This window comes from Pseudomonas fluorescens (assembly GCF_019212185.1).
Taxonomy (GTDB): Bacteria; Pseudomonadota; Gammaproteobacteria; order Pseudomonadales; family Pseudomonadaceae; genus Aquipseudomonas.
This window is the reverse complement of record NZ_CP078138.1, coordinates 1,388,800-1,412,176: the sequence shown is the minus strand read 5'-3', so window position 1 is coordinate 1,412,176 and position 23,377 is coordinate 1,388,800. Positions and strand designations below refer to the sequence as shown.

Annotated in this window: 21 protein-coding genes and 3 pseudogenes; 10 read left to right on the top strand and 14 right to left on the bottom strand. The window is 53.5% G+C overall.

Annotated elements, in window-relative coordinates; all coding sequences use genetic code 11:
- Nucleotides 1–112: 112 nt before the first annotated feature.
- Both aspT and KW062_RS06130 read right to left on the bottom strand, forming a co-directional pair.
- Entirely contained in the window at nt 113–1,804 is a 1,692-nt protein-coding gene (gene aspT / locus KW062_RS06135) for an aspartate-alanine antiporter (RefSeq protein ID WP_105755014.1), read from the bottom strand.
- A gap of 24 nt (nt 1,805–1,828) precedes the next feature.
- Complete coding sequence (locus tag KW062_RS06130; protein ID WP_105755015.1) at nt 1,829–3,439, bottom strand: mechanosensitive ion channel family protein; 1,611 nt, start codon at nt 3,437–3,439, stop codon at nt 1,829–1,831.
- A 375-nt stretch (nt 3,440–3,814) separates the two neighbouring features.
- Between KW062_RS06130 and KW062_RS06125 the strand changes: the two genes are divergently transcribed.
- Nucleotides 3,815–4,069 carry a hypothetical protein gene (locus KW062_RS06125; RefSeq protein ID WP_146118230.1) on the top strand — a complete coding sequence of 85 codons (255 nt, stop codon included), beginning with the start codon at nt 3,815–3,817 and terminating at the stop codon, nt 4,067–4,069.
- A 57-nt stretch (nt 4,070–4,126) separates the two neighbouring features.
- Here KW062_RS06125 and KW062_RS06120 read toward each other — a convergent pair whose 3' ends face one another.
- Nucleotides 4,127–4,948, bottom strand: coding sequence for a hypothetical protein (locus KW062_RS06120; protein WP_105755016.1), 822 nt, complete (start codon nt 4,946–4,948; stop codon nt 4,127–4,129).
- A gap of 205 nt (nt 4,949–5,153) precedes the next feature.
- The gene (locus KW062_RS06115; RefSeq protein WP_105755017.1) at nt 5,154–6,068 is read right to left on the bottom strand and encodes a LysR substrate-binding domain-containing protein; all 915 of its coding nucleotides are present in this window, start codon (nt 6,066–6,068) and stop codon (nt 5,154–5,156) included.
- A 199-nt stretch (nt 6,069–6,267) separates the two neighbouring features.
- On the opposite strand from KW062_RS06115, the gene KW062_RS06110 reads away from it, so the two are divergent.
- The 6 genes and pseudogenes from KW062_RS06110 to KW062_RS28795 form a co-directional block, all read left to right on the top strand.
- A complete protein-coding gene (locus KW062_RS06110) occupies nt 6,268–7,017 on the top strand; it encodes an SDR family NAD(P)-dependent oxidoreductase (RefSeq protein ID WP_105755018.1) in 750 nt (249 codons plus the stop codon).
- 100 nt (nt 7,018–7,117) lie between these two features.
- Nucleotides 7,118–8,416 carry an MFS transporter gene (locus tag KW062_RS06105; RefSeq protein WP_105755019.1) on the top strand — a complete coding sequence of 433 codons (1,299 nt, stop codon included), beginning with the start codon at nt 7,118–7,120 and terminating at the stop codon, nt 8,414–8,416.
- Between the two features lie 17 nt (nt 8,417–8,433).
- Nucleotides 8,434–9,282 (top strand): transketolase, encoded by an 849-nt coding sequence (locus tag KW062_RS06100; RefSeq protein WP_105755020.1) that lies wholly within the window; start codon nt 8,434–8,436, stop codon nt 9,280–9,282.
- Nucleotides 9,279–10,301, top strand: coding sequence for a transketolase family protein (locus KW062_RS06095; protein WP_105755021.1), 1,023 nt, complete (start codon nt 9,279–9,281; stop codon nt 10,299–10,301). The genes KW062_RS06100 and KW062_RS06095 overlap by 4 nt, the downstream gene beginning before the upstream one ends.
- Nucleotides 10,302–10,557: 256 nt before the next feature.
- On the top strand, nt 10,558–11,487 hold the full coding sequence (locus KW062_RS06090; protein WP_105755022.1) for an AEC family transporter: 930 nt from the start codon (nt 10,558–10,560) through the stop codon (nt 11,485–11,487).
- Between the two features lie 152 nt (nt 11,488–11,639).
- Nucleotides 11,640–11,902, top strand: a pseudogene (locus KW062_RS28795) (transposase domain-containing protein); the annotation flags it as partial.
- A 213-nt stretch (nt 11,903–12,115) separates the two neighbouring features.
- Here KW062_RS28795 and KW062_RS06080 read toward each other — a convergent pair.
- From KW062_RS06080 to KW062_RS06050, 7 genes and pseudogenes are all read right to left on the bottom strand, one after another.
- A pseudogene (locus KW062_RS06080) lies at nt 12,116–12,196 on the bottom strand (transcriptional regulator); the annotation flags it as partial.
- A 71-nt stretch (nt 12,197–12,267) separates the two neighbouring features.
- On the bottom strand, nt 12,268–13,653 hold the full coding sequence (locus tag KW062_RS06075; protein WP_105755023.1) for a GntP family permease: 1,386 nt from the start codon (nt 13,651–13,653) through the stop codon (nt 12,268–12,270).
- Nucleotides 13,650–13,793: a hypothetical protein gene (locus KW062_RS06070; protein ID WP_158261850.1), complete on the bottom strand. Its 144-nt coding sequence runs from the start codon at nt 13,791–13,793 to the stop codon at nt 13,650–13,652. The genes KW062_RS06075 and KW062_RS06070 overlap by 4 nt, the downstream gene beginning before the upstream one ends.
- A 153-nt stretch (nt 13,794–13,946) precedes the next feature.
- Nucleotides 13,947–14,792 (bottom strand): amidohydrolase family protein, encoded by an 846-nt coding sequence (locus KW062_RS06065; protein WP_105755024.1) that lies wholly within the window; start codon nt 14,790–14,792, stop codon nt 13,947–13,949.
- 28 nt (nt 14,793–14,820) lie between these two features.
- Complete coding sequence (locus tag KW062_RS06060; protein WP_105755025.1) at nt 14,821–16,110, bottom strand: MFS transporter; 1,290 nt, start codon at nt 16,108–16,110, stop codon at nt 14,821–14,823.
- Between the two features lie 133 nt (nt 16,111–16,243).
- Nucleotides 16,244–16,975, bottom strand: a complete 732-nt coding sequence (locus KW062_RS06055) for a GntR family transcriptional regulator (RefSeq protein ID WP_105755026.1) — start codon at nt 16,973–16,975, stop codon at nt 16,244–16,246.
- Between the two features lie 263 nt (nt 16,976–17,238).
- Nucleotides 17,239–17,604: a histone-like nucleoid-structuring protein, MvaT/MvaU family gene (locus tag KW062_RS06050; RefSeq protein ID WP_105755027.1), complete on the bottom strand. Its 366-nt coding sequence runs from the start codon at nt 17,602–17,604 to the stop codon at nt 17,239–17,241.
- A 376-nt stretch (nt 17,605–17,980) separates the two neighbouring features.
- Here KW062_RS06050 and KW062_RS06045 point away from each other — a divergent pair, with 376 nt between their 5' ends.
- Together KW062_RS06045 and KW062_RS06040 are read left to right on the top strand one after the other, a co-directional pair.
- Entirely contained in the window at nt 17,981–18,577 is a 597-nt protein-coding gene (locus KW062_RS06045; protein ID WP_105755028.1) for a hypothetical protein, read from the top strand.
- A gap of 2 nt (nt 18,578–18,579) precedes the next feature.
- A complete protein-coding gene (locus KW062_RS06040; protein ID WP_105755029.1) occupies nt 18,580–19,497 on the top strand; it encodes a Kiwa anti-phage protein KwaB-like domain-containing protein in 918 nt (305 codons plus the stop codon).
- Between the two features lie 190 nt (nt 19,498–19,687).
- Here the strand turns inward: KW062_RS06040 and umuC are convergent, their stop codons facing one another.
- Both umuC and KW062_RS06030 read right to left on the bottom strand, forming a co-directional pair.
- Entirely contained in the window at nt 19,688–20,968 is a 1,281-nt protein-coding gene (umuC, locus tag KW062_RS06035; RefSeq protein ID WP_105755055.1) for a translesion error-prone DNA polymerase V subunit UmuC, read from the bottom strand.
- Nucleotides 20,955–21,390 (bottom strand): annotated as a pseudogene (locus KW062_RS06030) (LexA family protein). Before KW062_RS06030 ends, umuC begins: the two are co-directional and overlap by 14 nt.
- A gap of 1,196 nt (nt 21,391–22,586) precedes the next feature.
- Between KW062_RS06030 and KW062_RS06025 the strand changes: the two are divergent.
- Nucleotides 22,587–22,886 (top strand): hypothetical protein, encoded by a 300-nt coding sequence (locus KW062_RS06025; RefSeq protein WP_105755031.1) that lies wholly within the window; start codon nt 22,587–22,589, stop codon nt 22,884–22,886.
- A 109-nt stretch (nt 22,887–22,995) separates the two neighbouring features.
- On the opposite strand, the gene KW062_RS06020 is transcribed toward KW062_RS06025, so the two are convergent.
- Entirely contained in the window at nt 22,996–23,352 is a 357-nt protein-coding gene (locus tag KW062_RS06020) for a hypothetical protein (RefSeq protein ID WP_105755032.1), read from the bottom strand.
- Between the last annotated feature and the right edge of the window lie 25 nt (nt 23,353–23,377).

Here is a 23,377-nt window from a genome sequence, read left to right as displayed (position 1 = left end):
CCCTTCTGTCAATTAAAGTGCTGAGCAAAAGCGCACGCAGCCGCAAGACGGCTAATGGCGTAGCTCATTTGTTGGCTATCTTACTTAGGGAAAGTGATTGCTGAAAAACACTCTAACCTGCGATGACAAAAATGATGATGGGCCCACACACGGCCAGCAATACGTTGGAAATGCCATAACACACGGTAAAGCCAATGACCGGAGTGTTACTGCCGGACTGTTCGATAATCTTGTTCATTGATGCGGCTTCCGTCTGTGCACCAGCTAGTGCGCCGAACAGGATCATCGGATGCAGACGAAGTATATATCGACCGAAATACAGCGCCACCAACGGAGGTACTATCGTCACTACCGCGCCGGATAACAGCAGCGCCAGACCTTGCTCTTTCATTGCGGCAAAAGCCGCCGGGCCCGCGAGCAAACCAACAACTGCACCAAACGCAGTCAGGCCAAATTCGGAAAACGCCCATTGCGCGGCCTTGGGTAGTGCTCCGACTTCTGGGTGACGGGAGTTGTACCAGCCTATCACCAGCGCCGCGACCAACACTCCGCCACCGATGCCGAGTTCCACTGGAATCATCCCGACATGAGTGGACAGCAAACCTAGCAGCGACCCCAGCACCATGCCCAAGGCATGTACGGCGATGTCACTTTTGTAGTTGCTCTCGCGAATCCGCCCAAGCCTCCTAGCCAACGCCTCGACGCCGGCCGTGCGTCCAGTGAGAGTAAGTACATCACCCCGGCGAAGCACAGTGTTAGGCAGTAACGGCAGTTCGTATCCCTGACGGGTAATGGTGTTAATGAAGCAACCTAGGCGCTGGGTATTTTCCAGAAGAGATTTGGCTTGATGGATGGTCTTTCCGGCGAACTCTGGCGAAGTCAGGATTAAGTCTACCTTGCGGGTCGGAAACGATAACGATACTGGATGGTCGATTTCCGGCCCGATCCATTGGGTTAGTGTTCCAACGGCTTCGCGTAAGGCGTACACACCGACAATATCGCCTGTCATTAGGGTGAAATCTTCATCGCGCTCGATGATCTGCCCGGCACGCACTACCCGCTCGAACGTCAGAGAGTCATGCAACTTTTCGATATCGACGATGCGTTGTCCAGCCGCCTCGCCATTGCTGGCAACTTGATGTGCACGCACAACAATGCGCGTGTACGGTACGGTAATTGCGTCTTCGTCTTTGGCGATTCCTAATTCCAACTCCAGTTCCCTTGCCGAAGCCCTAAGATCCACACCGAGCAATTTCGGGGCGATACTGCCTACAAAGACAACCAGACCGATCGTGCCAAACAGGTAGGTGATTGCATAGGCAATCGCCATATGACTGTTGAGCTGCGCCTTCGCGGCAGCGTCGATCGCCAGTTGATTGATCGAACTTGTTGCGGTACCCATGATCGCCGTGTCGGTGAGCGCACCAGCACCGAGGCCTGCGGTGAAACCGGCGTCAAAATGAAACACCGCGTTCATCAACAGAATGGTCGCCAGCGCCGTGGCGCACAGCACCACGGATAGCAGCACCAGTTTTAGCGTACCGCGATTGAGGCTTCCGAAAAACTCTGGCCCGCTCTTGAAGCCGACCGCGTAGATGAACATCACGAAAAACACCGACTTCAACCCGGTCGGCACTTCCAGGCCGATCTGGCCGATCAGCAGTCCCATCAGCAGCGCCCCGGCTACCGAGCCCAAGTGAAAACTGCCGATGTGGATGCGACCGATGAAAACGCCCAGGGCAATAGCGAGGAACACCGCAATCTCCGGGTTGGATCGAAAAGCATGGAGCACGAATTCAAGCATATTGCCCACTCCCTTTGAGACGACTCAGTAATCCTTCTGTTCTTGCGCAGGTGCCGTGTACCATTTGTCCTTGGGCACCCACTTCTCTTGCTGCGGATCGCCCAGATAGTGGGGCGACATGATCTGTACGCCGTACTCGTTGAACACATCCTGTATGTTGGCGTGCAGTATGCTGAGCAACACTGCTCGCGGTCGCGGCAGATTCGGAATGGCCTGGGCCACCAAGCGATACTCCGGGTAGAAATCTGACAGCGCGGTCTGAAACACTTGGGGTGATGGGTCTTCAAGGACGCCTACGGTGCGTCGGGCAGCTTCCAACAGCATACTTTCCACTTGCCTCCACGGGGTGTCGTAGCCAATCGTCACCACGGTGTCGACCACATACCCCATACCCTTGACCGCCCGCGAGTAGTTCTTCGTTACAGCACCTGTGATCAATGAGTTTGGCAGAGTTAACACCTCACCCAGACCAGTGCGGATACGCGTGGTGAACATACCCAGCTCAGTGACGGTTCCTTCGTATTCGCCAATACGCACGTACTCGCCTAGCCGCAGTGTTCGAGTGTAGGTCAGAATCAACCCGGCGGCGGCCTGCCCTACCACGCTGGTGGCCCCCAGGGAAATCATCAGGCCGACCAGCACCGATACTCCTTTGAATGCATCGGTGCCAGCACCCGGCAAATACGGATAGGCCATCGCCAAAGCAAACAGCCAGATGGCCAGGGAAGTGAGCTTTTGAGTCGGTTGTAGGGTCTCGTGGTTCAACCAGCTGAAGTTTCCAGGGCTAGAAATGCGACGCAGAATCCTGCTCGTAAATGCAGTAGCGCCGCGCGCGATGAAAAAAATTGCTAGGGCTATGACCAATCTTGGTATGGCACCGACAATCCCCTGCAAAAAATAATCGCCGACTTCCAATAGATAGCTATCAAGTCTTTCACCCCACGGTCGTGTGTAGGGAAAACGCAATAGGACAAAACCACACCACTCGTATGTCAGGAGCGACACAGCAATCCACCGCAGGAGCTCGAACAGACGGCCGACCAACGGATACATATAATTGGCGTCGAGCAACGGAATCCGCCCAATCTTTAACGCTCTGGTATGTTGATGCATCAACTCGGGGAGTTTTCTCAGCAAGCGCCGTCGCAGATTACTCACGCCCAAGAGTAGGGCGACATAAATGCCAGTTGCCAACAATGCGGCTCCCACTGACCAGAGGATCAGATGCAGGTTGCGCGTTTCTTGAGTTTCAGAGACCGCTTGGCGCAGCTTTTCCGCCGCCACTTCAGCTGCCTGCTGTACTGAGTCGAATTCGGACTCATTGAAGTCCTCAGGAGAAAAAATGAAGGCCCTACGACTGCCCAACAACACCATATAGCTTTTCATGATCGGCTCGATGGTGACGTTTAGCCCGTCATCGGCTTCCAGGGCCTCACCAATGACCTCTTTCGCCCGCTTTGCTCGTAACTCGGGCACTTCACCGAGTATCGTCGCGTGAAAGACCATAACGCTACGATTCGCGACTTTAAGCTCGGCGAGGTTTTCTACCGGTTTTACTGTGGTGTCAGCCCAAAGGCTGACTGACCAAAGCATGCAAAAAACAACCATCCATATGACTGGCAATCTGATTCGCATGCGTGATGTCCTTATGATACGAAGATATCAAATCGCAGCGTAGTTCAGCGAAGAGCGAATGTCAGATCTGTGTCCTAGAAGCTTACTAAATGGATCTTTTTGAAAAAAGTACCAATAACCTAGAGCAGCCAATAGGGGATAAGGCCGACGGGATAAAGAGTCGCTCACTTCAGTTCCTGAGCGCTTTGGCAGAGATCTCATATGCGCTCGCCTGTATACAGAATTTTCAAAAAAATTGACCATCTGAAATCTCGCCTAAAACTACGGTCTCACGGCAGTGTTCACTCAACTTTCTCGAAATCCGGCAACTTGAAAAATTTGTCGTTCAGTCACTTTTTTGCTCCATAAAAAGCATGGCTGGTAGCGCAGTCGAAGATGCCCCAACAGTACCAGCCTTTAAATATTGATCGTGGTCAACTCACCGAAGAAAACGAATGGGTCACCCTAAGTCGGGGGGAGGCAGGTAGAAACAGGCCGTTGGAGTCTTTACCACTCAACGGCACCAAGCTGGTTGTTTTGCAGCGCCAGGTCTGGTGCATGAACATCCTCTCTCTGCTTGATGTGAATATCCCCAAGGCAGATTTTTTCGGTCAAACATTACGCAGATTGATACGATACAAAACACAATGATGGATACTTTGGCGTTACCTGAGGGATCCGTAGCAAGACTCCTTTTTGGAAGGTGTGTCATCGAGGAAACAAAAAAGTTACTGCCGCGCGAAACCCCCAGCCTTGAGCTCCATCATCCGGGCTTTCGAGCCAGTAACGTGGCCCTACCTGCAAGGTCAACGGTTGGCCACCGATCTTCAATAATTGGGTGACCATCAGATTGATTGGTATCGCCCACTCACGAGTTTGCCAGTTGTAGGTGGACTCGCTATTCACACCGAAGGTGGTGAGACTACTTGTGGTGTAGGAGAGGAAGGGTTGCAGAAAGGTCTGATTGACCTTTTCCTTATCATCGGGCGGGCTGCCATTGAGCCCCCAGATATGGTTGGCCAGGATACCCCGCGTCCAGCCGTTTGATTGTTTCAACGCTACTGCTGTCGGGCCGAGTCCCCATTGTTCACTACTAAGCAACTCGTCACTGCCCGTAGGTATCAATATCGCAGGGCCAGCGCCGAGTATCCAGCCACTGCCCGTAGGCGCTTTCGGGGAGAAGAAAAAACTCTGCGTGATATCACCGACACCCGATTTGTCAGCTGCGCCATTGGGCATTAGCCCGTGTTGGTCGATGACTGGCAGAATGGTGCGAGAAATGAGATTCCAGTCATCGTTCAAGGTAAAAGGCAGTACCGGCTGTATGTTAGTGACGCTGTGCATGCCATCGCCGGTCGGGCCCATCTTTTGATCCCAGTTGTACTGCACAGGAAGACTGTACATGGCAGCGACTGGGTTAAGGGCCTTTTTAGCCAGCTCTGCTGAGTCCTCAGCCTGTGTCGTGGGCACAAAGCACAAGGCTGCAGTCAATACAGAAGCGATACAAATCAATCGATCTTTCGAATCCATCTCTAATCACCTAGCCGACAAAAGTGCGCTGCAAGTAACTAGCGTAGATAACATTGATCAATGCGCAATTTCTTCGGAAGATCGGTGTGTCTGGGGCGTATGATTTGTCACAGGTGACGAAAAAAACTACCGTTAATGAGGCAACTGCCCGTAGATCCAAAACTACTCAAATTTGGATTTGCAGACTACCCAATCTGGCCCACATTCAGTACGTAAATTCATGGCCCAATTCTTTCTGCATCCATTCAAGGAACCGTCGCACCCTCGGAAAATTTGAGTGAGCCCGAGGAAATACCAAATGGTGCGCCATAATCGGCACGCTCAACTCTGGCGCCACTTCGACAAGCACTCCCCGAACGAGATAATCCTGCGCCAGCAATGTACTTTCGAGAGCAAAACCGAGGCCATGACTGGCAGCTTCCAACGTCATATATGAACGATCGAAGCTCAGGGTGTAGGGCTTTTCCGGTCGTGCAACACCATGCTGCGCAAACAACTGCGGCCACTTGATTAATGTTGCCTCAGACAGAATCAGGTTGCTGTCGAGCAAATCAGTAATCGTCTGTATCGGGCGTTTCGCCAACAGCTTCGGCGACGCCATCACCGCGATTTTTTCATCTCTGACTGTCCGTACTTCGAAGCTTGGCCAATTGGGTGTGCCATGGCGAATATCTACATCGATCTTGTCCCGGCTGAAATGCAACGACTCGTAGGAGCACGACAAGTTGAGTTGGATATCGGGATGACTTTCACGGAACTGCTCAAGGCGCGGCATCAACCAGAGCAGGCCGAAGCTCGGCGATGAGTGCAGGCGTAGACAGTCGAGGCTGACATCGCTGGCAGCGCGTTCGGTAGCGACTGCGAGGCTGTGGAGGATGCCGGACACTTCTTTGAGATATTGCTCGCCGACCGGTGTCAGCGTCACGCCTCGCGCTGTGCGCAAGAACAATTGCCGACCAATCATCGCCTCCAGTTTGGCCAGTTGGTGGCTGACTGCCGAAGGCGTCAGGTCGAGCAGTTCTGCTGCGCGAGCCACGTTGCCGAAACGGGCTGTCTGCTCGAAGGCCTGAATGGATTTTAGGGGTGGCAGGATCGAAGGTAGATCGCCTGGTGAACTCATTTTTTTCATTATTCCACAACAAATGGCGTAGGCCGGGCGTTGAACTATTCAATCACTCGTTCCAGTTATTGGCGAGTGCTGAATTTTTTTCAGCATCGAGTGACATTCGCGTTATTGCTCAGACCATCCCTGGAGAACAAGCTGAATCCATCGGTTCTTTACGGATCGACCCAATAAAAACAATTTGAGGTACTTCTCCATGCTTCTCCAAGGCAAAGTCGCAATCATCACCGGTGCCGCATCTGCCCGTGGCATTGGCCGCGCTACAGCGACCACTTTCGCGCAACAAGGCGCTCACGTCGTGATCCTTGACCTGGATGAATCCGCTGCCCGTGATGCCGCTGCTTCCTTGGGCGAAGGTCATCTCGGTCTTGCGGCCAACGTTGCTGACGAATCGCAGGTACAACAGGCCGTTGCCAAAATCATCGAGCACTTCGGCCGCATTGACGTCCTCGTTAACAACGCCGGCATTACTCAGCCACTCAAGACTTTGGACATCCGCCCGTCAGACTACGACAAGGTGCTGGACGTCAGTCTGCGCGGCACCCTGCTGATGTCGCAGGCCGTGATTCCGGTCATGCGCCAACAATCTTCCGGGAGCATTGTGTGCATGTCTTCCGTTTCTGCTCAGCGGGGCGGCGGCATTTTTGGTGGCCCTCATTACAGTGCGGCTAAAGCAGGTGTGCTGGGTCTGGGCAAAGCCATGGCACGGGAACTAGGGCCGGACAACATTCGCGTCAACTCCATCGCCCCTGGTTTGATTCACACCGACATCACCGGTGGCCTGATGCAGGACGATCGCCGCCACGCGATCATTGACGGCATTCCGTTGGGCCGACTCGGTGCAGCACAGGATGTCGCCAACGCCGCCCTGTTCCTGGCCAGCGACCTATCCTCTTACCTCACAGGCATCACTCTGGATGTGAACGGCGGCATGCTGATTCATTGAGTACACCTGGGCGGGCCTGTGCGGCTCGTGCGGTTCTGGATCGATGACGTAGCCGGGCCTCATGGCCTGGCAGTCAATAAAAACAAGAGATCAGACCATCATGACTACCCTGTCGCTCGAAGCGGTTTCGACCGTGCGTTCCAACGCCTACCGGAAAACGGCTTGGCGCCTGATGCCTTTCCTGATGCTTTGTTACCTGTGCGCTTACCTTGATCGCGTCAATGTCGGCTTCGCCAAGCTGCAGATGATGAACGACTTGGCGCTCAGCGAAACGGTCTACGGATTGGGCGCGGGCATGTTCTTCATCGGCTACTTCCTCTGCGAAGTTCCCAGCAACATTATCCTGCACAAGGTCGGTGCGCGTGTATGGATCGCACGCATCATGATCACCTGGGGCATTGTCTCGGCGCTTTTCGCCTTCGTCGAAACCGCCTGGCAGTTCTATGCCCTGCGCTTTCTGCTCGGGATTGCGGAAGCCGGTCTCGCCCCAGGCCTGTTGCTGTACCTGACCTATTGGTTCCCGTCCTACCGCCGAGCGCGCATGACCGTGTTGTGGTTCATCGCCATTCCGCTGTCAGGCATGGTGGGTGGCCCCCTCTCCGGCTGGATCATGAACCACTTCGCCGGTATGCACGGCTGGGCCGGCTGGCAATGGATGTTCGCTCTGGAGGCTGTACCTACGGTCGTTGTCGGACTTTTGGTACTGAGCTACCTGAAAGACGGCGTGCATCAAGCCAGCTGGCTAAACGACGAAGAAAAAGCACTGATCACCCGGGAGCTGGCCGAAGACGACCAGCAAAAAGTCACCCATGCCTCTGTCGGTGAGTTCATTCGCGACCGTCGTCTGTGGCTGCTGGCTGCCATCTACTTCTGTGTCGTGATGGGGCAGTACGCAATAACCTTCTGGCTACCGACCTTAGTGCGTAATTCAGGAGTTTCTGATCCGCTTCACATCGGCTTTCTGACCAGCCTGCCTTACCTCTGTGCCATCGCCGCCATGCTGCTGGTTGGACGCAGCGGTGACAAACATCGCGAGCGCCGCTGGCACCTCATTGTGCCGATGATTGCCGGTGCTATCGGCCTGAGCTCGGCGGCGTTGATGGGCGGAAATTCAACCCTGTCCATCCTCAGTCTTTGCTTGGCAGCTTCTGGCATTTTGTCTGCGACGTCGTTGTTCTGGATGTTACCCACCACGTTGCTCGGAGGCGTTTCGGCCGCCGCAGGCATCGCGGCGGTCAACAGCTTCGCCAACCTCGCCGGGTTCTGCTCGCCTTATCTGATTGGCTGGATCACCACAATGACCGGCTCCAGTGCCATCGGCATGTACTTGATCACTGGCGTGCTGTTCGCAGGGGCCACTCTGGTACTGCGCATTCCCGCCGCCCTGGTCAATCGTTGAGTTAACGGAGTTTCATCATGACTACTAATCCTTCATACGCTTCATCCACGACTCTGGTTGAGCGCTCACACAACATTCGCCGCCATGCGCTGCGAATGGGTCAAGTCCAAGGACAGGGCTATGTTGGCCAGGCCCTCGGCGCCGCCGACCTACTGGCAGTGTCTTACTTTCATGCCATGAACCATCGGCCTGAAGATCCTGAATGGGAAGAACGTGATCGCTTCTATCTCTCCATCGGTCACTATGCCATTGCCCTGTACGCCGCCTTGATCGAAGCCGAAATCATCCCGCTCGATGAGCTGGAAACCTACGGAGCGGACGACAGCCGCCTGCCGATGTCGGGCATGGCCGCCTATACCCCGGGCATGGAAATCACCGGTGGTTCCCTGGGTCAGGGCTTGGGCATCGCAGTAGGTGCCTGTCTCGGCCTCAAACGCAAAGGCTCGTCCTCCTTCGTTTACAACTTGCTGTCGGACGGCGAACTGAATGAAGGCTCGACCTGGGAAGCCGTGATGTCGGCGTCGCACTGGAAGCTCGACAACCTGATCGCCATCGTCGACGTCAACAACCAGCAAGCCGACGGTTACTCCAGTGAAATCCTTTCGTTCGAACCCATCGTTGATCGCTGGCAAGCGTTTGGCTGGTTCACCCAACGCGTGGACGGCAATGACTTGGCGGCGCTGGTCACCGCGTTCGATGCCGCGCGCAATCATCCCGGCACTCAGCCACGGGTGATTATCTGCGATACCAAAATGGGCAAAGGCGTGCCCTTCCTCGAAACACGGGAAAAAACGCACTTCATCCGCGTGGAAGAACACGAATGGGATCTGGCTCTGAGCAATCTTGAAGAAGGAAAAAACAAATGAGCAATGCCGCTAACACGCCGACTTCGACCGCCGAGCCGATCAAAAAGCGCCTAACTACCTCCGCGATGATCGCTTCCATTGCCTCCGAAGGCCAAGCCACCAAGTCGGCACCTTTCGGACATGCATTAGCTGCGCTGGCGGATCAACGCCCGGATATCGTCGGCCTGTCCGCCGACTTGTCCAAGTACACCGACCTGCACATCTTCGCCAAAGCTCATCCGGATCGCTTCTATCAAATGGGCATGGCCGAGCAGTTGCTGATGAGCGCAGCTGCGGGTATGGCCCGGGAAGGTTTCGTGCCGTTCGCCACCACTTACGCCGTATTCGCCTCGCGCCGCGCCTATGACTTCATCTGCATGGCCATCGCCGAGGAAAACCTCAACGTCAAGATCGTCTGCGGTTTGCCCGGCCTCACCACCGGGTATGGCCCTAGCCATCAGGCTACCGATGACTTGGCGATCTTCCGCGCAATGCCCAACCTGATGATTGTTGATCCCTGCGACGCACTGGAAATCGAGCAGGCCGTGCCTGCAATCGCTGCGTATCAAGGCCCAGTCTACATGCGCTTACTGCGTGGCAATGTCCCGTTGGTGCTGGACGAGTACGGCTACAAATTCGAGATCGGTAAAGCCAAGACTCTGCGCACTGGTAACGATGTCCTGATCATCTCTACGGGGCTGATGACGATGCGTTCATTGGAAGCGGCCAAGCAGCTCCAGGCAGACGGGATCGATGTTGCAGTGCTGCACGTCCCAACCATCAAGCCGCTGGATGAGCAGACCATCCTGGCCGAAGCCCGCAAGTCCGGACGCCTGGTAGTAACCGCCGAAAACAGCTCGATTATCGGTGGGCTGGGCGAAGCTGTTGCCGGGTTACTTCTGCGTAACGGAGTGACGCCTACCTTCCGGCAAATTGCTTTACCCGACGCATTCCTGGACGCGGGCGCACTGCCGACGCTACATGATCGGTATGGCATCTCGACTCCAGCCGTTTGTGCGCAAATCAAAGCCTGGCTGTAGTTTCATGATGAAAGGCGCCTTGATTTGAGGCGCCCGTCGCATGAGGAGAAGTGGTCAGAATATGAAAACCAAGTGAACTGCTTGATCCCGCTTTCTCATTTATTTAACCTCCAGCGCGGAACTCTGGTCATTGATGCGCCGCCAGCCATTAGCGAGAGTGCCCACGAGACTACTAAATCCGCAGGAAGCTATGCGTGACACTCCTGTCGATTTTGAATATAGAATTCGACTTCACACACTGCGAGTTATCCGGCCAATGGCCTCTGTTTTAAATATCATCCTCCCCGTCTTTGCTCTCATCCTCAGTGGCTTCGCCTGTCGTAGACTGGGGCTCTTAGGCCCGAATGCAGCGACAGAAATCAATCGAATGGTGGTTTGGCTATGCCTTCCAGCCCTGTTATTTGAAGCCATGGCCACCGTTGTATGGGAGCAGATTTGGCAGCCTGGTTTCATTCTCACTTATGGGCTTTCAACAATCGGTTTGTTCTGCGTTACGTTGGTGTGGCGTCTCCGACGCTCAGGCAACCTGGCAGATGCCAGCGTAGTGGGATTAAGTGCGTCGTACGCCAACACAGGGTACATGGGCATCCCGCTATGCCTGCTGGTATTTGGAGAAGCAGGCATGGAGCCCGCGCTGATCGCATGTTTGATCGTGGTCTGCGTATTGTTTTCAATATCGGTTGTCTGCATTGAAGTGAGCCTACAGGGCGAAAAGAACCTTTCTAAAGCTGTAGGCAAAGTTGGCCTGGCTTTGGTCAAAAACCCTATTGTCGTTGCACCTATTTTGGGAGCGCTTTGGACGACGACCGCACAACCATTGCCCGTTTCACTACACCATTTTCTCAAAATGCTATCTGCAGCGACGGGGCCGTGTGCGCTGGTTTCACTGGGACTTTTCTTAGCCCATAAACATGAAGGACGCAGTGATCACGTAACGAGCCTAGTGATCCTCAAACTAATTGCCCATCCGCTGATGACTTGGTTGCTCGCCATTTATGTATTTCGCCTACCGCTAATTTGGGCACAAGCTGCTCTGCTTCTGAGCGCCCTGCCGACCGGAACAGGGCCATTCATGCTCGCAGAGTTTTACCGTCGAGATGGCTCGCTTGTGTCCAACACGATATTGATGTCGACCCTCGGATCGCTCATAACTCTATCGGCATGCCTTTACTTCATTGGTACGTAGGGAGTAGACCCAGCGAAGAGATGCGTCTGCTTAATGTGCGACACTCGCAAAAAATGACCCTCTCGGGCTAATGCCGATCAGTTAAGCCTTCTCGCTTGACCTTTGGCCGCAAGAATTCAAAATCCGATGCATGTACTAGCATCGGATTTTTTATGCGTCTCGCTCGGGCACTGGAACTGACCCACAACATCGCCTCCACCCCCTACGCCATTGAGGTGTTGGGCTCCTTGCTCGATCCTTCTTTGGTCGAGCAGACGCTGGAACAGGCCGGCGTAGCCACCTTGCGCAAGCGGCGCCTGCCCTTGGAATGATGCTGTGGTGCATCATCTCCATGGCGTTTTTCCGGCGCATGTCGGCGTGGGATGTGGTCAGTCGCATGAACATCATGCTGCCAGGTCACCGTCCGTTGGTGGCTCCCAGTGCCGTAGTCCAAGCCTGTCAGCGATTGGGTAGCGGAGCTGTACTACAGGTCTTCAATCTGATGCAGAAAAGCTGGCATGAATCGGCCGGCCACCCGAGCTGGGCTGGGTTGCGTTTGCTGGGGGACGACGGCGTCGTCTGGCGAACGCCCGACACACCCGGAAACCGTGCGCGTTCCGACTCCGCCAGTGACCAGCATGGCGATACTGGCTTTCCATTCGTTCAGTTGATTGTGGTTACCACCTTTGGTTTAGACGACTTCGCCAGTGTGAGGATTTTTATAGACCTTAAACGTAACTCTATCTCCCACCCTCGGCTAACTCGCTCGGACAGGGTTACTACCTGCGAACAGATCCTGACTCAAATCACCGTGACAGCCGCATTCAACATCAACACCACAATCAAACCGACCACGGCTACGATGGATTGAACCACCGAAATGGTCTTGGTGGCTTCGCCCATAGTCATGCCGAAGGACTCCTTCACCATCCAGAAGCCAGCATGGTTCGCATAGTTGAAGAACAGCGAGCCGCAGCCTATGGACAAGGCAAGCAGAGGCAGGTTGAGGCTGGGATCAGCACCTGCAAGCGGCGCCAGCAAGCCGGCAGCACCAACGATACCTACAGTGGCAGAACCGGTAGATACCGAGAGCAACATCGCGATCAACCAACCCAAGATCAGCGGAGGGAACGCAGACTGCTGAGTCAGGTGCACAATGGCGTCGCCCACCTTGGCGCTGGTCAGCAGCTCCTGAAAGGCACCACCGCCGGCGATGATCATGATGATTGAGGCGATTGGCTTGAGGCTCTTGCCCAGGGATTCTCGCAATTGCCCTGCATCGCCGCCCCTCGCGAGTACCAGACTTGCCCCTGCGAACAGCACACCTAGGAGCATGGCTATCAGGGGATTGCCCAAGAAATTAGCCATGTTCAGGATCGCATCGCCCTTGGGTAATACCATCTCAGCGACGGCATGAATCAGCATCAGGATCGCCGGTAGCAAGGCTGCCAGCACGCCAAGGCATACACTGGTGCTTGGTTGATCGTCGGCTTTTTCAGCTAGGGTGAACTGATCTAACAAAACCTGATCGGGCCGCGTGCTCATGCGCGGCGAAATGAATGCGCCATAAAGCGGGCCACCTAAAATCATTGAAGGAATAGCCGCAAGGAAGCCATAGAGCATTGTGGGCCCAACCGAGGTTTTGAGCGCGGCGATGGCCGTCAAGGGGCCAGGGTGCGGTGGTACCATCCCGTGCATAGCTGCAAGTGCCGCAATCACCGGAACACCCACATACACATACGCTGAACCTTTGAAGCGAGCCTGGCTTTCCAGCTTTCGCGCCACGCTGAAAATCAGCGGCAGCATGATCACCAAGCCCACCTCGAAAAACATGGGAATGCCAATTACAAATGCAACCATCATCATGGCCCAAGGTATCATCCGATCCGATGTTCGCTTGAGGATGACCTCGGCGATCTGCTCTGTGACGCCTGCGTCAGCAAGAATTTTGCCTAGCATCGCTCCAAGCGCGATTACGACCCCTACTGCCCCCAGTGTCTTTCCGGCGCCGGTGATCAAATGGGTGACGATGGATTCTGGCTCCATACTGGTTGCAAAGCCAACGCCAATGGAAACTACTAGCAAGGCCAGGAGCGGGTGCATTTTGAGACGCGACACGATGAGCGCCACCAGAACCAGGACGCTCACCAATGCGGTCAGTAAGAGGTCTATATCTAAAGGAGTCATGAAATGATCTCGGTTGGGTTGGCGCCCAAACTGCACTCAGATTTGAACGAGAAGTTTGAAACCGTAACGCCGGTCGGCGCACGCGATAAACCAAACATCGTCTGGGTGCTTTCAACTTCGGCATTGGATGACGTGTTCATGGAATCCACTCTATTGTAATTGGAAGCTGCTATTACGCAGAACTTCTCGATGCGGCACGAGAGGTTTGACTGCAACGTCGCACTTCGAACGTTCTGTATGTATTCGTTTAAATGGGTGAGATGAATGGTCATCTGCAAATGCAGGCGTAAATTTCAGCTTTCGCCTTCTGCAAAACCGAATAACCTTCGAGGGGCTTGCACCAGCAACGAATAGCTAACCTGCGTCGAACACTCCAGGGCTTGCAACTGATCGACTACGGTGCTGAAACCGATGCTTTGCTCATGCTGCGTATGCGGCCAGTCGCTACCCCACACCAACTGGCGAAGGCCGAAACTTTGTTCCAGCAGCGGTAAAGCCATTCGAGCAAAATTGATGTTCTGTTGCGGCGTACCTCCCAAACGATAGATTCCCGATACCTTCATCCAGATCGAACCTTTCGATCCCAGCTCCAGTAACTCGCAAAACCCGGGCTGATCGACACCCGAGTTCGCATCCGGTCGACCAAAGTGATCAATCACCAACTTCAAACCGAACGGCGTCAATTGATGGATCAGTCCCGGCAGATCCTTTACCTCCCGATGCAACTCGACATGCCAGTCAAGATCAGCAATGTGGCTGAAAAACTCTCTCCAGGCACTGTTACGGAAATCAGGTAACGCCTTACCTATCAGGTTTAAGCGAACGCCGACCACGCCCAGGTGATCCATGTCATTCAACATGGCACGACTAACGCCTGGATCCAGCACAACCACGCCTCGCAACTGATCCGGCGCTTGCCTCAACGCCGCCAGCAAGTAGCTATTGTCGGTGCCTAGAAAGCTCGGTTGCACCAATACGCCATGACTCAGACCATGAGCGTGCAAGTGCGTCAGATACTGCTCAAGCGTGGCGTCGTAATCAGGGGTATAGCGCCGTGCACCGACCAGATTTAGATCACGGCTAAACACATGAGCATGGGAGTCGATGCCGGTGATCGGCGTAGAACAGGTGTCAGTCATAGCGTTCATCTATAGAAGGTAAATGGCATCAGGCCCGCGCACTCTCGTTGCCGTTGATCGATGCTGGCACCGATGCACTCGAAGCTTCGAGGCTGCGTCCACGGGTTTCCGGCAGACAAAGTGCCGCGATCACCGCCACGCCGTAGGCAATCCCGGCGTCGATACCAATCGCAGACCCAAGGGACATGGAGTCGCTCATGTGACCGACCAGGAACGGGAACACCGCTGAAAGCACTCGGCCAAAGTTGTAGCAGAAGCCCACACCGGCACCGCGTACATCCGCCGGGTACAGCTCGTTGAACAGTGCGCCAAGGCTCGCGGGAATACCGGCCGCGAAAAAGCCGAGCGGGAACCCCAGGAACAGCATCTGAGTATTGGTCAGCGGCAGGAACACATAACTCTGCACAGTGACGACACAGCAAAGCGCGAACAGCACGATGTTTTTGCGCCGGCCAATACGGTCGATCAAAAAGCCGCTGACTACACACCCACACCAGAACGCGAAGATGATCACCGCCAGGTAGCCGCCAGAGTTCAGTACGGACAGATTGCGCTCAGTCTTGAGGAACGTTGGCAGCCAGGTCATCACCGCGTGGTAACCACCGTGCGCACCCAGCCCCAACAGACCACCGAACAGCGTTACGCGGATCAACTCGGGGCGGAAGATGCCGGCCAAGGATTTGAAAAAACTTTGCGGGATGGCGTTTTCTTTTTGCAGACGCTGGAAGCTGTCGGGCTCCTCGACATTACGACGCACCCAGATAATCAGGAACGACGGTAGCAGCCCGACCAGGAACATAACGCGCCACGCCATGTCCTGCGGCACGAAGGAATAAATCAGTGTGAAAACTCCGACGGCCAGCCCCCAACCCACGGCCCAGGCACTTTGTACGGTGCCCATCACTTTGCCGCGATACTGCGGATTGATGGTTTCGGCCATCAATACTGCACCTGCTGCCCACTCGCCGCCGATGCCGAAACCCTGCAGCGCCTTGACGATCAACAGCTGGTTGAAACCGGTGACAAATGCCGAGAGAAAGGTGAAGAACGAGAACCACAAAATCATCCACTGCAAGGTGCGCACTCGACCGTAACGGTCGGACAGAGTCCCCCCTACCCAGCCACCGATGGCCGAAGTGACGAGCGTGACGCCGCTGATCAGTCCTGCATCGCCCTTGATCAGGGCGAAAGCGGCGATCAGCGCCGGAATCGCCAGGCCGAACATTTGTACTTCCAGCGCATCGAGCGACCATCCGCCGAAGCAGGCCCAAAACGTTTTGCGCTCCCGAGGAGTGACTTGGCGATACCAGCTGAACATGGTTCTTATCCTTATAAGTGGAACGTAAGGCAGCCGAGAGCGAACCGCACCGCCACAGGGCCAGTTTTGGCAAACAAACAGGAAACCAGCGACGATTTGTTCGCCGCTGAACAGCTCACTACACGGGTAGGCGCTAGCGAATATCCACGCTGTAACGGAAATGCTCTGCGTGGCCACGAGAACGACGCCACTCCAGTGGCGTACCGGCGTAATCACGGGCCAGTCGCTCGATCACTACCACCGGACTGTTAATCGGCACCTGCAATAGGCGTGCGTGTACGTCGTTAACCGACTCGGCGGTAAGGGTCTCTTCGGCATAGGCAACGACCTGGCCGCAGAGGTCTTCGTAGATTGGATACAGCAATGGCCCTTTCAGGCTGAGGTCGGTCTCAAGCAAGGGTTGGAAACGGCTGCGCGGCAACCAGATTTCTTCGGCAAGTACTGGCTGAACCTCCAGCAAACGCAAACGAACAATGCGAATTACCGGTGTATCGGAGGGCAGCCCAAGCGCTTGGGCTACGGCCGAAGGCGCGGCAACGGGCTCGATTGACAGGATGCGGCTCTCCGGTACTTGGCGCTCACCAGAAGCAGACTGAAATCGAAAGAAGCGGAACAGAGAGGATTGAAATTGTGGACGACGAATGAAAGTCCCTCGCCCCTGCTGACGCTCCAGAATGCCCTCACTGACTAACGCATCAATCGCTTTGCGCACCGTGCCGGTAGACAGTTCGTACTCCGCTGAAAGCGCAGCCTCGGTAGGAATCGCCTCGCCAGGACGCCAGCGATTTTTGGCGATCTGCTCAGCCAATTGGTCGCGCAGGCGTTGGTAGAGCGGCAGGCGAGTATCACTTGGTAGAGTACTCATCGACTTTATTCACCTTGTTATATAGTCATCTATATGAATCTTGAAGCGAGTATTTCCCCAGACGACTCGGCTGTCAAGAAGGGTCATGCCACCGTGCTGACGAATGGTGAGCCATTGCCTAGGCCCACATCTAGCCAGCTCTGTGATTTTCAATGCTTACCGCACCAATACCTTCAAAAATTCGAAGCAGATTAAGCCGTTTAACTGGCCTTACCCAGGCAACAAAAAAGGCCCTGGTGGGCCTTTTTGTACTCAAACCAAAATCACTTGCTCAGCCAGGACTCAACTGTCGCGGAGCCGTGCTCAGCTTTCCATTCCTTCAAAGTCTTGTGGTTGCCGCCTTTGGTTTCCACGACTTCGCCGGTGTGAGGGTTTTTATATACCTTCACCTGGCGCGGCTTACGGCTGCCGGCTTTCGACTCGACGGTTGGAGCGCGACGACCGGCTTGTGGGTCAAGCAGGTTGATCACGTCTTTCAGGCTGTAACCGTACTCAGCAAGCAGAGCGCGCAGCTTGGTTTCAAATTCGATTTCTTTCTTGAGGCCAGCGTCGCCTTTCAGGGCTTCGAGAGCTTCGAGCTGTTCGGCAAGGTGTTTTTCGAGTTGGCGGAATTCAGCGAGTTTAGACATAGCGGCCTCAACGAGATAGTTTCGTACAGCATATTAAAATGTGTTATTGAAAATCAAAAAAATTACACCGCCACATCGTCGTTCGAAAAACCAAGCGCGCACGAAAATTAACGACCCTCGCAAAAGCACACGATGAATAACGGCATCTTGGGTGTGAATATTTAAATTTCATAGAAATTCTTGACCTTCGTCCCAAATGGATGTCGACTCCATCGTGGCACTCTGCTAGCTTGTCGAAGATAGCCTTGCTGCTGCAAAAACGAGACCGTGTCTCTGGTATGAAGCACAAGGTTACTTGAGCTTCCGTGCACTACTTATAAAATGTGCAAGGAAGGAAAAAGGCATATAGAAATGGCTGACAGGGAAGATACACCACATGCAGACAAGGATTTTGGTCGCACTCCTGATCTACCTTGGTTCTTACCTTCCTCTAAGCATGATCTTGCTAGCCCAGGACTTCAAGATTGATGCTACGTCGCTACCTTTGTGTACAGATTGGTTAGATTTTGACACCAAATGTGAATTACCGTTAAAGCATCCTTTATTGGCGCTGGGATTCTTTACTCTATGTCTAGTTTCACTACTCATAACTTTGGGAACGATTTGGCTGGCTAAACCAAAGCGTAAGATTGTTATAGAGGAATCCAAACACGTTCCGGCCGACCTAATGAACTATGTTCTCCCATATGTAGTTTCCTTCATGAGTCTAGACTACCAAGAGACCGGTAAATTTTTAGGTTTTTTTATTTTTCTTGCCTGGATATTCTGGCTAACCTTCAAATCAGGTCAAGTAATACTGAACCCCGCACTTGTCGCATTCGGATGGGGTCACTACGAGATTAAATATCGATATGAAGGCGATACAAAAATCAACACCGAGGGCTGTTTAGCAGAGTCTTCTCCATTAGCAGGCGACGTGCTGCCATACAGCACCATTGATAAAGTTAAAATCTTAAAAAACCGAGACCAATAACAATGGCCGATCTTCGAACACTGAAAGCGTTTGACGTCTTAAATTCAACCGTGACTCTATGGATTTTCAAAAAATCCACTCGCGCCGGTCAATTAGTCTATACAGGGCGCTGGGTTGAAACCTCGGAAATACTTGACTCAAAAATCAAAGAAAATGTCAGCTCTGCCATTCTCAGTATTGAAGAAATTCGAGAGTACTCGCTACTGGCTGAAAATAACGAAACGAGCGTCCTTTCTATCCCTGTCGATGAAACGCATGCAGGACAATTGGTACAGGAATGTGTTGCCCGAGACGAAAAAAAGATAAAGAAAATTAAGGATATTCAGAATGCTCAATTTTACGTCATTCGCCTTACATTTAACGACCAACAATCCTTATATGCTGTAAAATCAACTGATGACTCATGGAAGCTTAGAAAGCTTTCAGGCGCTTATAGAGCAGCATTCAAAGACAACGCATTGGATCTTGACGAAACTCCGACCTTCAACATCTCAAAACACATCGATTTCTTTATTTTCAATGATGACGTAATCGCTAAAGCAAAGAAAAAAACAGAATCCATACTAAACTACAAAGAAGCACACAAAGAAGATTTTACCGCGCTTAAGCTAGAGCCAAATTTTTCGTCACTATTTTCCAACATGGACGCTATCAACAATTATGTTGGAGAGAACAAAATGCAGCTTAGACGAGCATCAGCTATCCGGCAAAAAGCACATTACAACAATGATATTTATATTCAAAATATTCGTGACAACGCTGTTGAAATGAGACTACCAATCGATTTCGATGCAAACGGAAAAATAGTACCGACCGCCGAAAATTGTAAGTTTATATTCCTTGCCCTACTGAATCACAGACTATTTTCACGCTTTTCCGGTGAATATTATGACGTGCAAAACACAGAAAATATTCAGTGACCTTTAACTATATAACGGTTTATATCCGGCTAGCCCCCTTACTAGCAGGCCGGATAGTCAACATCGAAAATTAATTCCATTGGCACTAGACCAAAAAGACGACCGTTGAGATTCAGATAGAACGCGAACTATTAATAGCTTTAATAAATTCGATTCGTCATTAAATTTATTTAGAAAGGAGGAACTGACGTCAATTGCAATACACCGTCCATAGCTGATCAACCCGCGTCGTGAAGCTCTGGCTCATCATCTCCCGGCGCATCCCCCAATCAGGATTGGTTGGCACACTTGCCAAGCGCAGTGTTCCCCTTCCCCATCGCTCGTTGATGGAATCCAGCACACTCATAACTTTTTCAGTAGCGGCCGGTTGAGAGATGGAAAAAAGGTCATCCGTGTACTCACCTTTTTGGCAGAGGCTGAGCAAGAGTACCTCCGCCTTGCTGTACTTGAACCCTGGCCGAAACACTCGATCAACAGCGTCCACCGCTGCCTTCGTCATCAATCGAACATCGTCAGTTGGGTACGGCAACTCAACCAGCACACCATTGGCGTACTTCGCCTCCTCCGGATTGCACATGCCGGTGCGAATGCTGATCCTGATCTTCTTGCACAGTGACTGCTGCACGCGAAGCTTCTCCGCCGCTCGCATGATGTAGGTGGCGACCGCTTCCTTGATCGGTGCGATCTCTGTAAGGCGCTTGCCAAACATGCGAGAACAGCAAATTTCCTGCTTGGGCGGATCAGGCTCATCAAGCCCAAGGCATGGCGTACCCGCCAACTCACGCGCAGTCTTCTCGATGACCACACTGAATTTCTTGCGAAGCGTCCAGGGATCGGTTTTGGAGAGATCCCAGGCTGACTTGATGCCCATGCCTTCTAAGTGAAGAGTCATCTTCCGCCCGACGCCCCACACGTCTGAGACGGAGCATTTTTTGAGTACCCAATCGCGCTTAACCTGGTCACGCAGATCAACCACACCGCCACTCTGCGCCTGCCATTTTTTGGCTGCATGGTTGGCGAGTTTGCTCAGGGTTTTGGTACCGGCAATACCGACGCCGACCGGAATGCCAGTGCTTCGATACACCTGCGCCCGGATCCGTCGCCCCAGTGTCTCGAGATCACCTGGTACGCCGGCCAAATCTGCGAATGCTTCATCGATGCTGTAGACCTCGACTGCTGGCACAAGCGATTCGATCACACTCATAACGCGCTCGCTCATGTCACCGTACAGTGCATAGTTTGAAGAGAAGGCGACGATGCCGTGTTGCTTGAGCTTGTGCTTGATCTGGAAGTACGGCTCACCCATTTTTACGAACGGTTTGCTGTCCGCGCTCCGGGCGATCACGCAGCCATCGTTGTTCGACAGTACCACGATGGGTGTCTTGGCCAGATCAGGCCGGAATACCCGTTCACAGCTCGCGTAGAAGCTGTTGCAGTCGATTAGCGCGAAGACAGGCTCAGGCTTTTGGATCATGAGCACGCACGCTGAATGTCACCACCCCCCAAATAATCAGCTCATCGCCTTCGAGAATGTATCGCGGCGGATAACCTACGTTTTCGGACATCAAAATGATGTTGGGCCCACGCTTGCACAGGCGCTTGCAGACTGGTTCGCAGTTAACCGCCGCAATCACGATATGCCCATGCTCGGCGGTGATCGAGCGATCCACCACGGCCATGTCTCCGTCGAAGATGCCCGCACCTTCCATGCTGTGGCCTTCAATACGCACCAGGTAGATATGCGGTGCTCGGATGTCCAGGAGCTCATCGATTGAGATGTGTTGTTCAAGATGGTCAGCAGCTGGCGACGGGGAAGCCTGCTGGAACTTTGAACGAGTAAAACGGGAGCTGGACTCCCCCCTCTGCAAGGGGGCCGAGAATGGTGACGCTCATGAGGGATGCCTTAACCAAAACTGTATATACATACAGTTAACGTCGAAGCCTGCTTGCGGTCAATCTCAAGTGAGAAAAATTGCGACCGATGGATTCGCTGGCAGCTGGAGGCTAGGCCAAAAAGACTGTGGTATGAGCGTTTTTCGTTGTCCCATTGGTAACAAAGCAGTCGCCTCTTCGCGTAAGCGACTAGCCGTGCGAGTTGAATTCCTGGCTAATGCGGTACGTAGCATCTGGGCTCAGACGAATATCGGGGGTTTCATCTCCCGCCCCCTGGCAAGGGCAAGATCGGTTCGCGGCAGCAAATATAAGCGGTTTCATCTCCTGGCCCCGCTGGCCGTTCCGCCCAGCAAACACGGGCCTTTGGTGAATATCGGCGGTTTGATCTCCCACCCCATGGCGAGGCTCGGATCGGTTCGCGGCAGCGAATATAAGCGGTTTCATCTCCCGGCCCTGCTGGCCGTTCCGCCCAGCAAACACGGGACTTTGACGAATATCCTACTGGCAGCTCCGTCCAGCAATCATTGGCCTTTGGCGAACATCGGCGGTTTGATCTCCCGCCCCTTGGCGAGGGTCGGATCGGATCACGTCAGTGATTATAAGCAGTTTCATCTCCCGGCTCCGCTGGCCGTTCAGCCCAGCAAACACGGGCGTCTAATGAATATCGGGGGTTTAATCTCCCGGCTGGGTTGTCCGTCGGAGCCAGCAAACAACGGGACTTTGACGAGTATCAGCGATTTGATCTCCCACCCCCTGGCGAGGTCGGATTGGCGGGTGAAACGAATATCGATGGTTTCATCTCCCATCCCCGGCAAGCGGCAAATCAAATCGGAGTAACGATTATCGAGGGTTTTATCTCTCGGCTGGGTGGTTAGTTTTAACGATTCAACAGTCAGTTACAGGCGCTTTGGAAAGCTGGCTGGATGACTAGGTGGACACCGGCTTACGACGCATTGAAACTGCCCCATCACTGGGAGAAAAATCTGGAGGTTGGCCAGGTGGTCATGAGAGTTGAGCGGTAACCGCTTTTCGCTGTGCCGCTGGCATTACTGCAGTCGCTTCTGCGCGTAAGCGGCTAGCCGTGCTGATTGGGATGATCAAGGAAGGAAGGGTATCTGCAACGCTCCAGCTAGAAACAGGCCATATAGTGTGCGCGTGATAGCCTCCTCAAAAAATCACTATCGTGAGAAGCCGCCTTGAGTCCATCCGCCGTACCTAACGATTTCGATGCCCTGCTCAGCGCACCAAAGTTTTCGAATGACCCTACTGGTAACCGCCAAAAGAAACGGTGGCAACTGATCGCTGGCGACATCTACAAAAGCACCTCCATCGAGGCATTGCTTGAGGCAAGGGGCAAAGCTGAAGGCTACATCCATGGCTTGGTGGATGCAGGGCACCTGTCGACGAGAGACACCGACCGGGATTATTTGATTCTTTGCATCGTTCAAAGGCGGCGCGATTTTTTGCAGAGATTGCTGGACGAGTTCGGCTACTGAGCCCGGTACCACTCTTGTGAAAACAGCCCATGGATGAGGTGAGTCACGGGATGGAACCGACCAAGTTAAGGGCTCAGAATTGCGGTTTCGGAGCTCTTTAACTGACGTATCAGATGCGCTCGCCAGTCCGCAGAAACCTCAGAAAACTCTGCCGTCCAACATCTCGCATGAAGCTGCCGATGACGTAATTGCCATCTTGCGTTTCAAGCAGCCAGAAACGCCCTTCCTTCCGTACAGTGTGAATTTTTCCTGTGCGAAGGATGGCGCCATCCGCTTTGCGATATCCCTCGTGTTTCTCTGCGTGGTCAAAAGAAACACCTGCGCACGTATCCTCAGCGATGAAAGCATCACTGATGAAAGCTGTAATCGGCACGCTATATTTTCGATGGCTCGCTCGCACCAAGCGACTCAGCTGAAAGTCACTAACATCCTTGCCGTGAAACTCCACTTCGATGACATCAGGCATCCGGCCAAACCTCAAAAAATCAATA

Excerpts from the sequence above, each read along its gene's own strand:
- KW062_RS06095 (WP_105755021.1), top strand. The coding sequence starts at position 9,279 with ATGAGCAATGCCGCTAACACGCCGACTTCGACCGCCGAGCCGATCAAA.
- KW062_RS06050 (WP_105755027.1), bottom strand. The coding sequence starts at position 17,604 with ATGTCTAAACTCGCTGAATTCCGCCAACTCGAAAAACACCTTGCCGAA.
- KW062_RS06070 (WP_158261850.1), bottom strand. The coding sequence starts at position 13,793 with ATGAACACGTCATCCAATGCCGAAGTTGAAAGCACCCAGACGATGTTT.
- KW062_RS06120 (WP_105755016.1), bottom strand. The coding sequence starts at position 4,948 with ATGGATTCGAAAGATCGATTGATTTGTATCGCTTCTGTATTGACTGCA.
- KW062_RS06060 (WP_105755025.1), bottom strand. The coding sequence starts at position 16,110 with ATGTTCAGCTGGTATCGCCAAGTCACTCCTCGGGAGCGCAAAACGTTT.
- KW062_RS06130 (WP_105755015.1), bottom strand. The coding sequence starts at position 3,439 with ATGCGAATCAGATTGCCAGTCATATGGATGGTTGTTTTTTGCATGCTT.
- aspT (WP_105755014.1), bottom strand. The coding sequence starts at position 1,804 with ATGCTTGAATTCGTGCTCCATGCTTTTCGATCCAACCCGGAGATTGCG.
- KW062_RS06115 (WP_105755017.1), bottom strand. The coding sequence starts at position 6,068 with ATGAGTTCACCAGGCGATCTACCTTCGATCCTGCCACCCCTAAAATCC.
- KW062_RS06100 (WP_105755020.1), top strand. The coding sequence starts at position 8,434 with ATGACTACTAATCCTTCATACGCTTCATCCACGACTCTGGTTGAGCGC.
- KW062_RS06105 (WP_105755019.1), top strand. The coding sequence starts at position 7,118 with ATGACTACCCTGTCGCTCGAAGCGGTTTCGACCGTGCGTTCCAACGCC.
- KW062_RS06040 (WP_105755029.1), top strand. The coding sequence starts at position 18,580 with ATGGCCGATCTTCGAACACTGAAAGCGTTTGACGTCTTAAATTCAACC.
- KW062_RS06090 (WP_105755022.1), top strand. The coding sequence starts at position 10,558 with ATGGCCTCTGTTTTAAATATCATCCTCCCCGTCTTTGCTCTCATCCTC.
- KW062_RS06065 (WP_105755024.1), bottom strand. The coding sequence starts at position 14,792 with ATGACTGACACCTGTTCTACGCCGATCACCGGCATCGACTCCCATGCT.
- KW062_RS06055 (WP_105755026.1), bottom strand. The coding sequence starts at position 16,975 with ATGAGTACTCTACCAAGTGATACTCGCCTGCCGCTCTACCAACGCCTG.
- KW062_RS06125 (WP_146118230.1), top strand. The coding sequence starts at position 3,815 with ATGCCCCAACAGTACCAGCCTTTAAATATTGATCGTGGTCAACTCACC.
- KW062_RS06020 (WP_105755032.1), bottom strand. The coding sequence starts at position 23,352 with ATGCCTGATGTCATCGAAGTGGAGTTTCACGGCAAGGATGTTAGTGAC.
- KW062_RS06110 (WP_105755018.1), top strand. The coding sequence starts at position 6,268 with ATGCTTCTCCAAGGCAAAGTCGCAATCATCACCGGTGCCGCATCTGCC.
- KW062_RS06045 (WP_105755028.1), top strand. The coding sequence starts at position 17,981 with ATGCAGACAAGGATTTTGGTCGCACTCCTGATCTACCTTGGTTCTTAC.
- KW062_RS06075 (WP_105755023.1), bottom strand. The coding sequence starts at position 13,653 with ATGACTCCTTTAGATATAGACCTCTTACTGACCGCATTGGTGAGCGTC.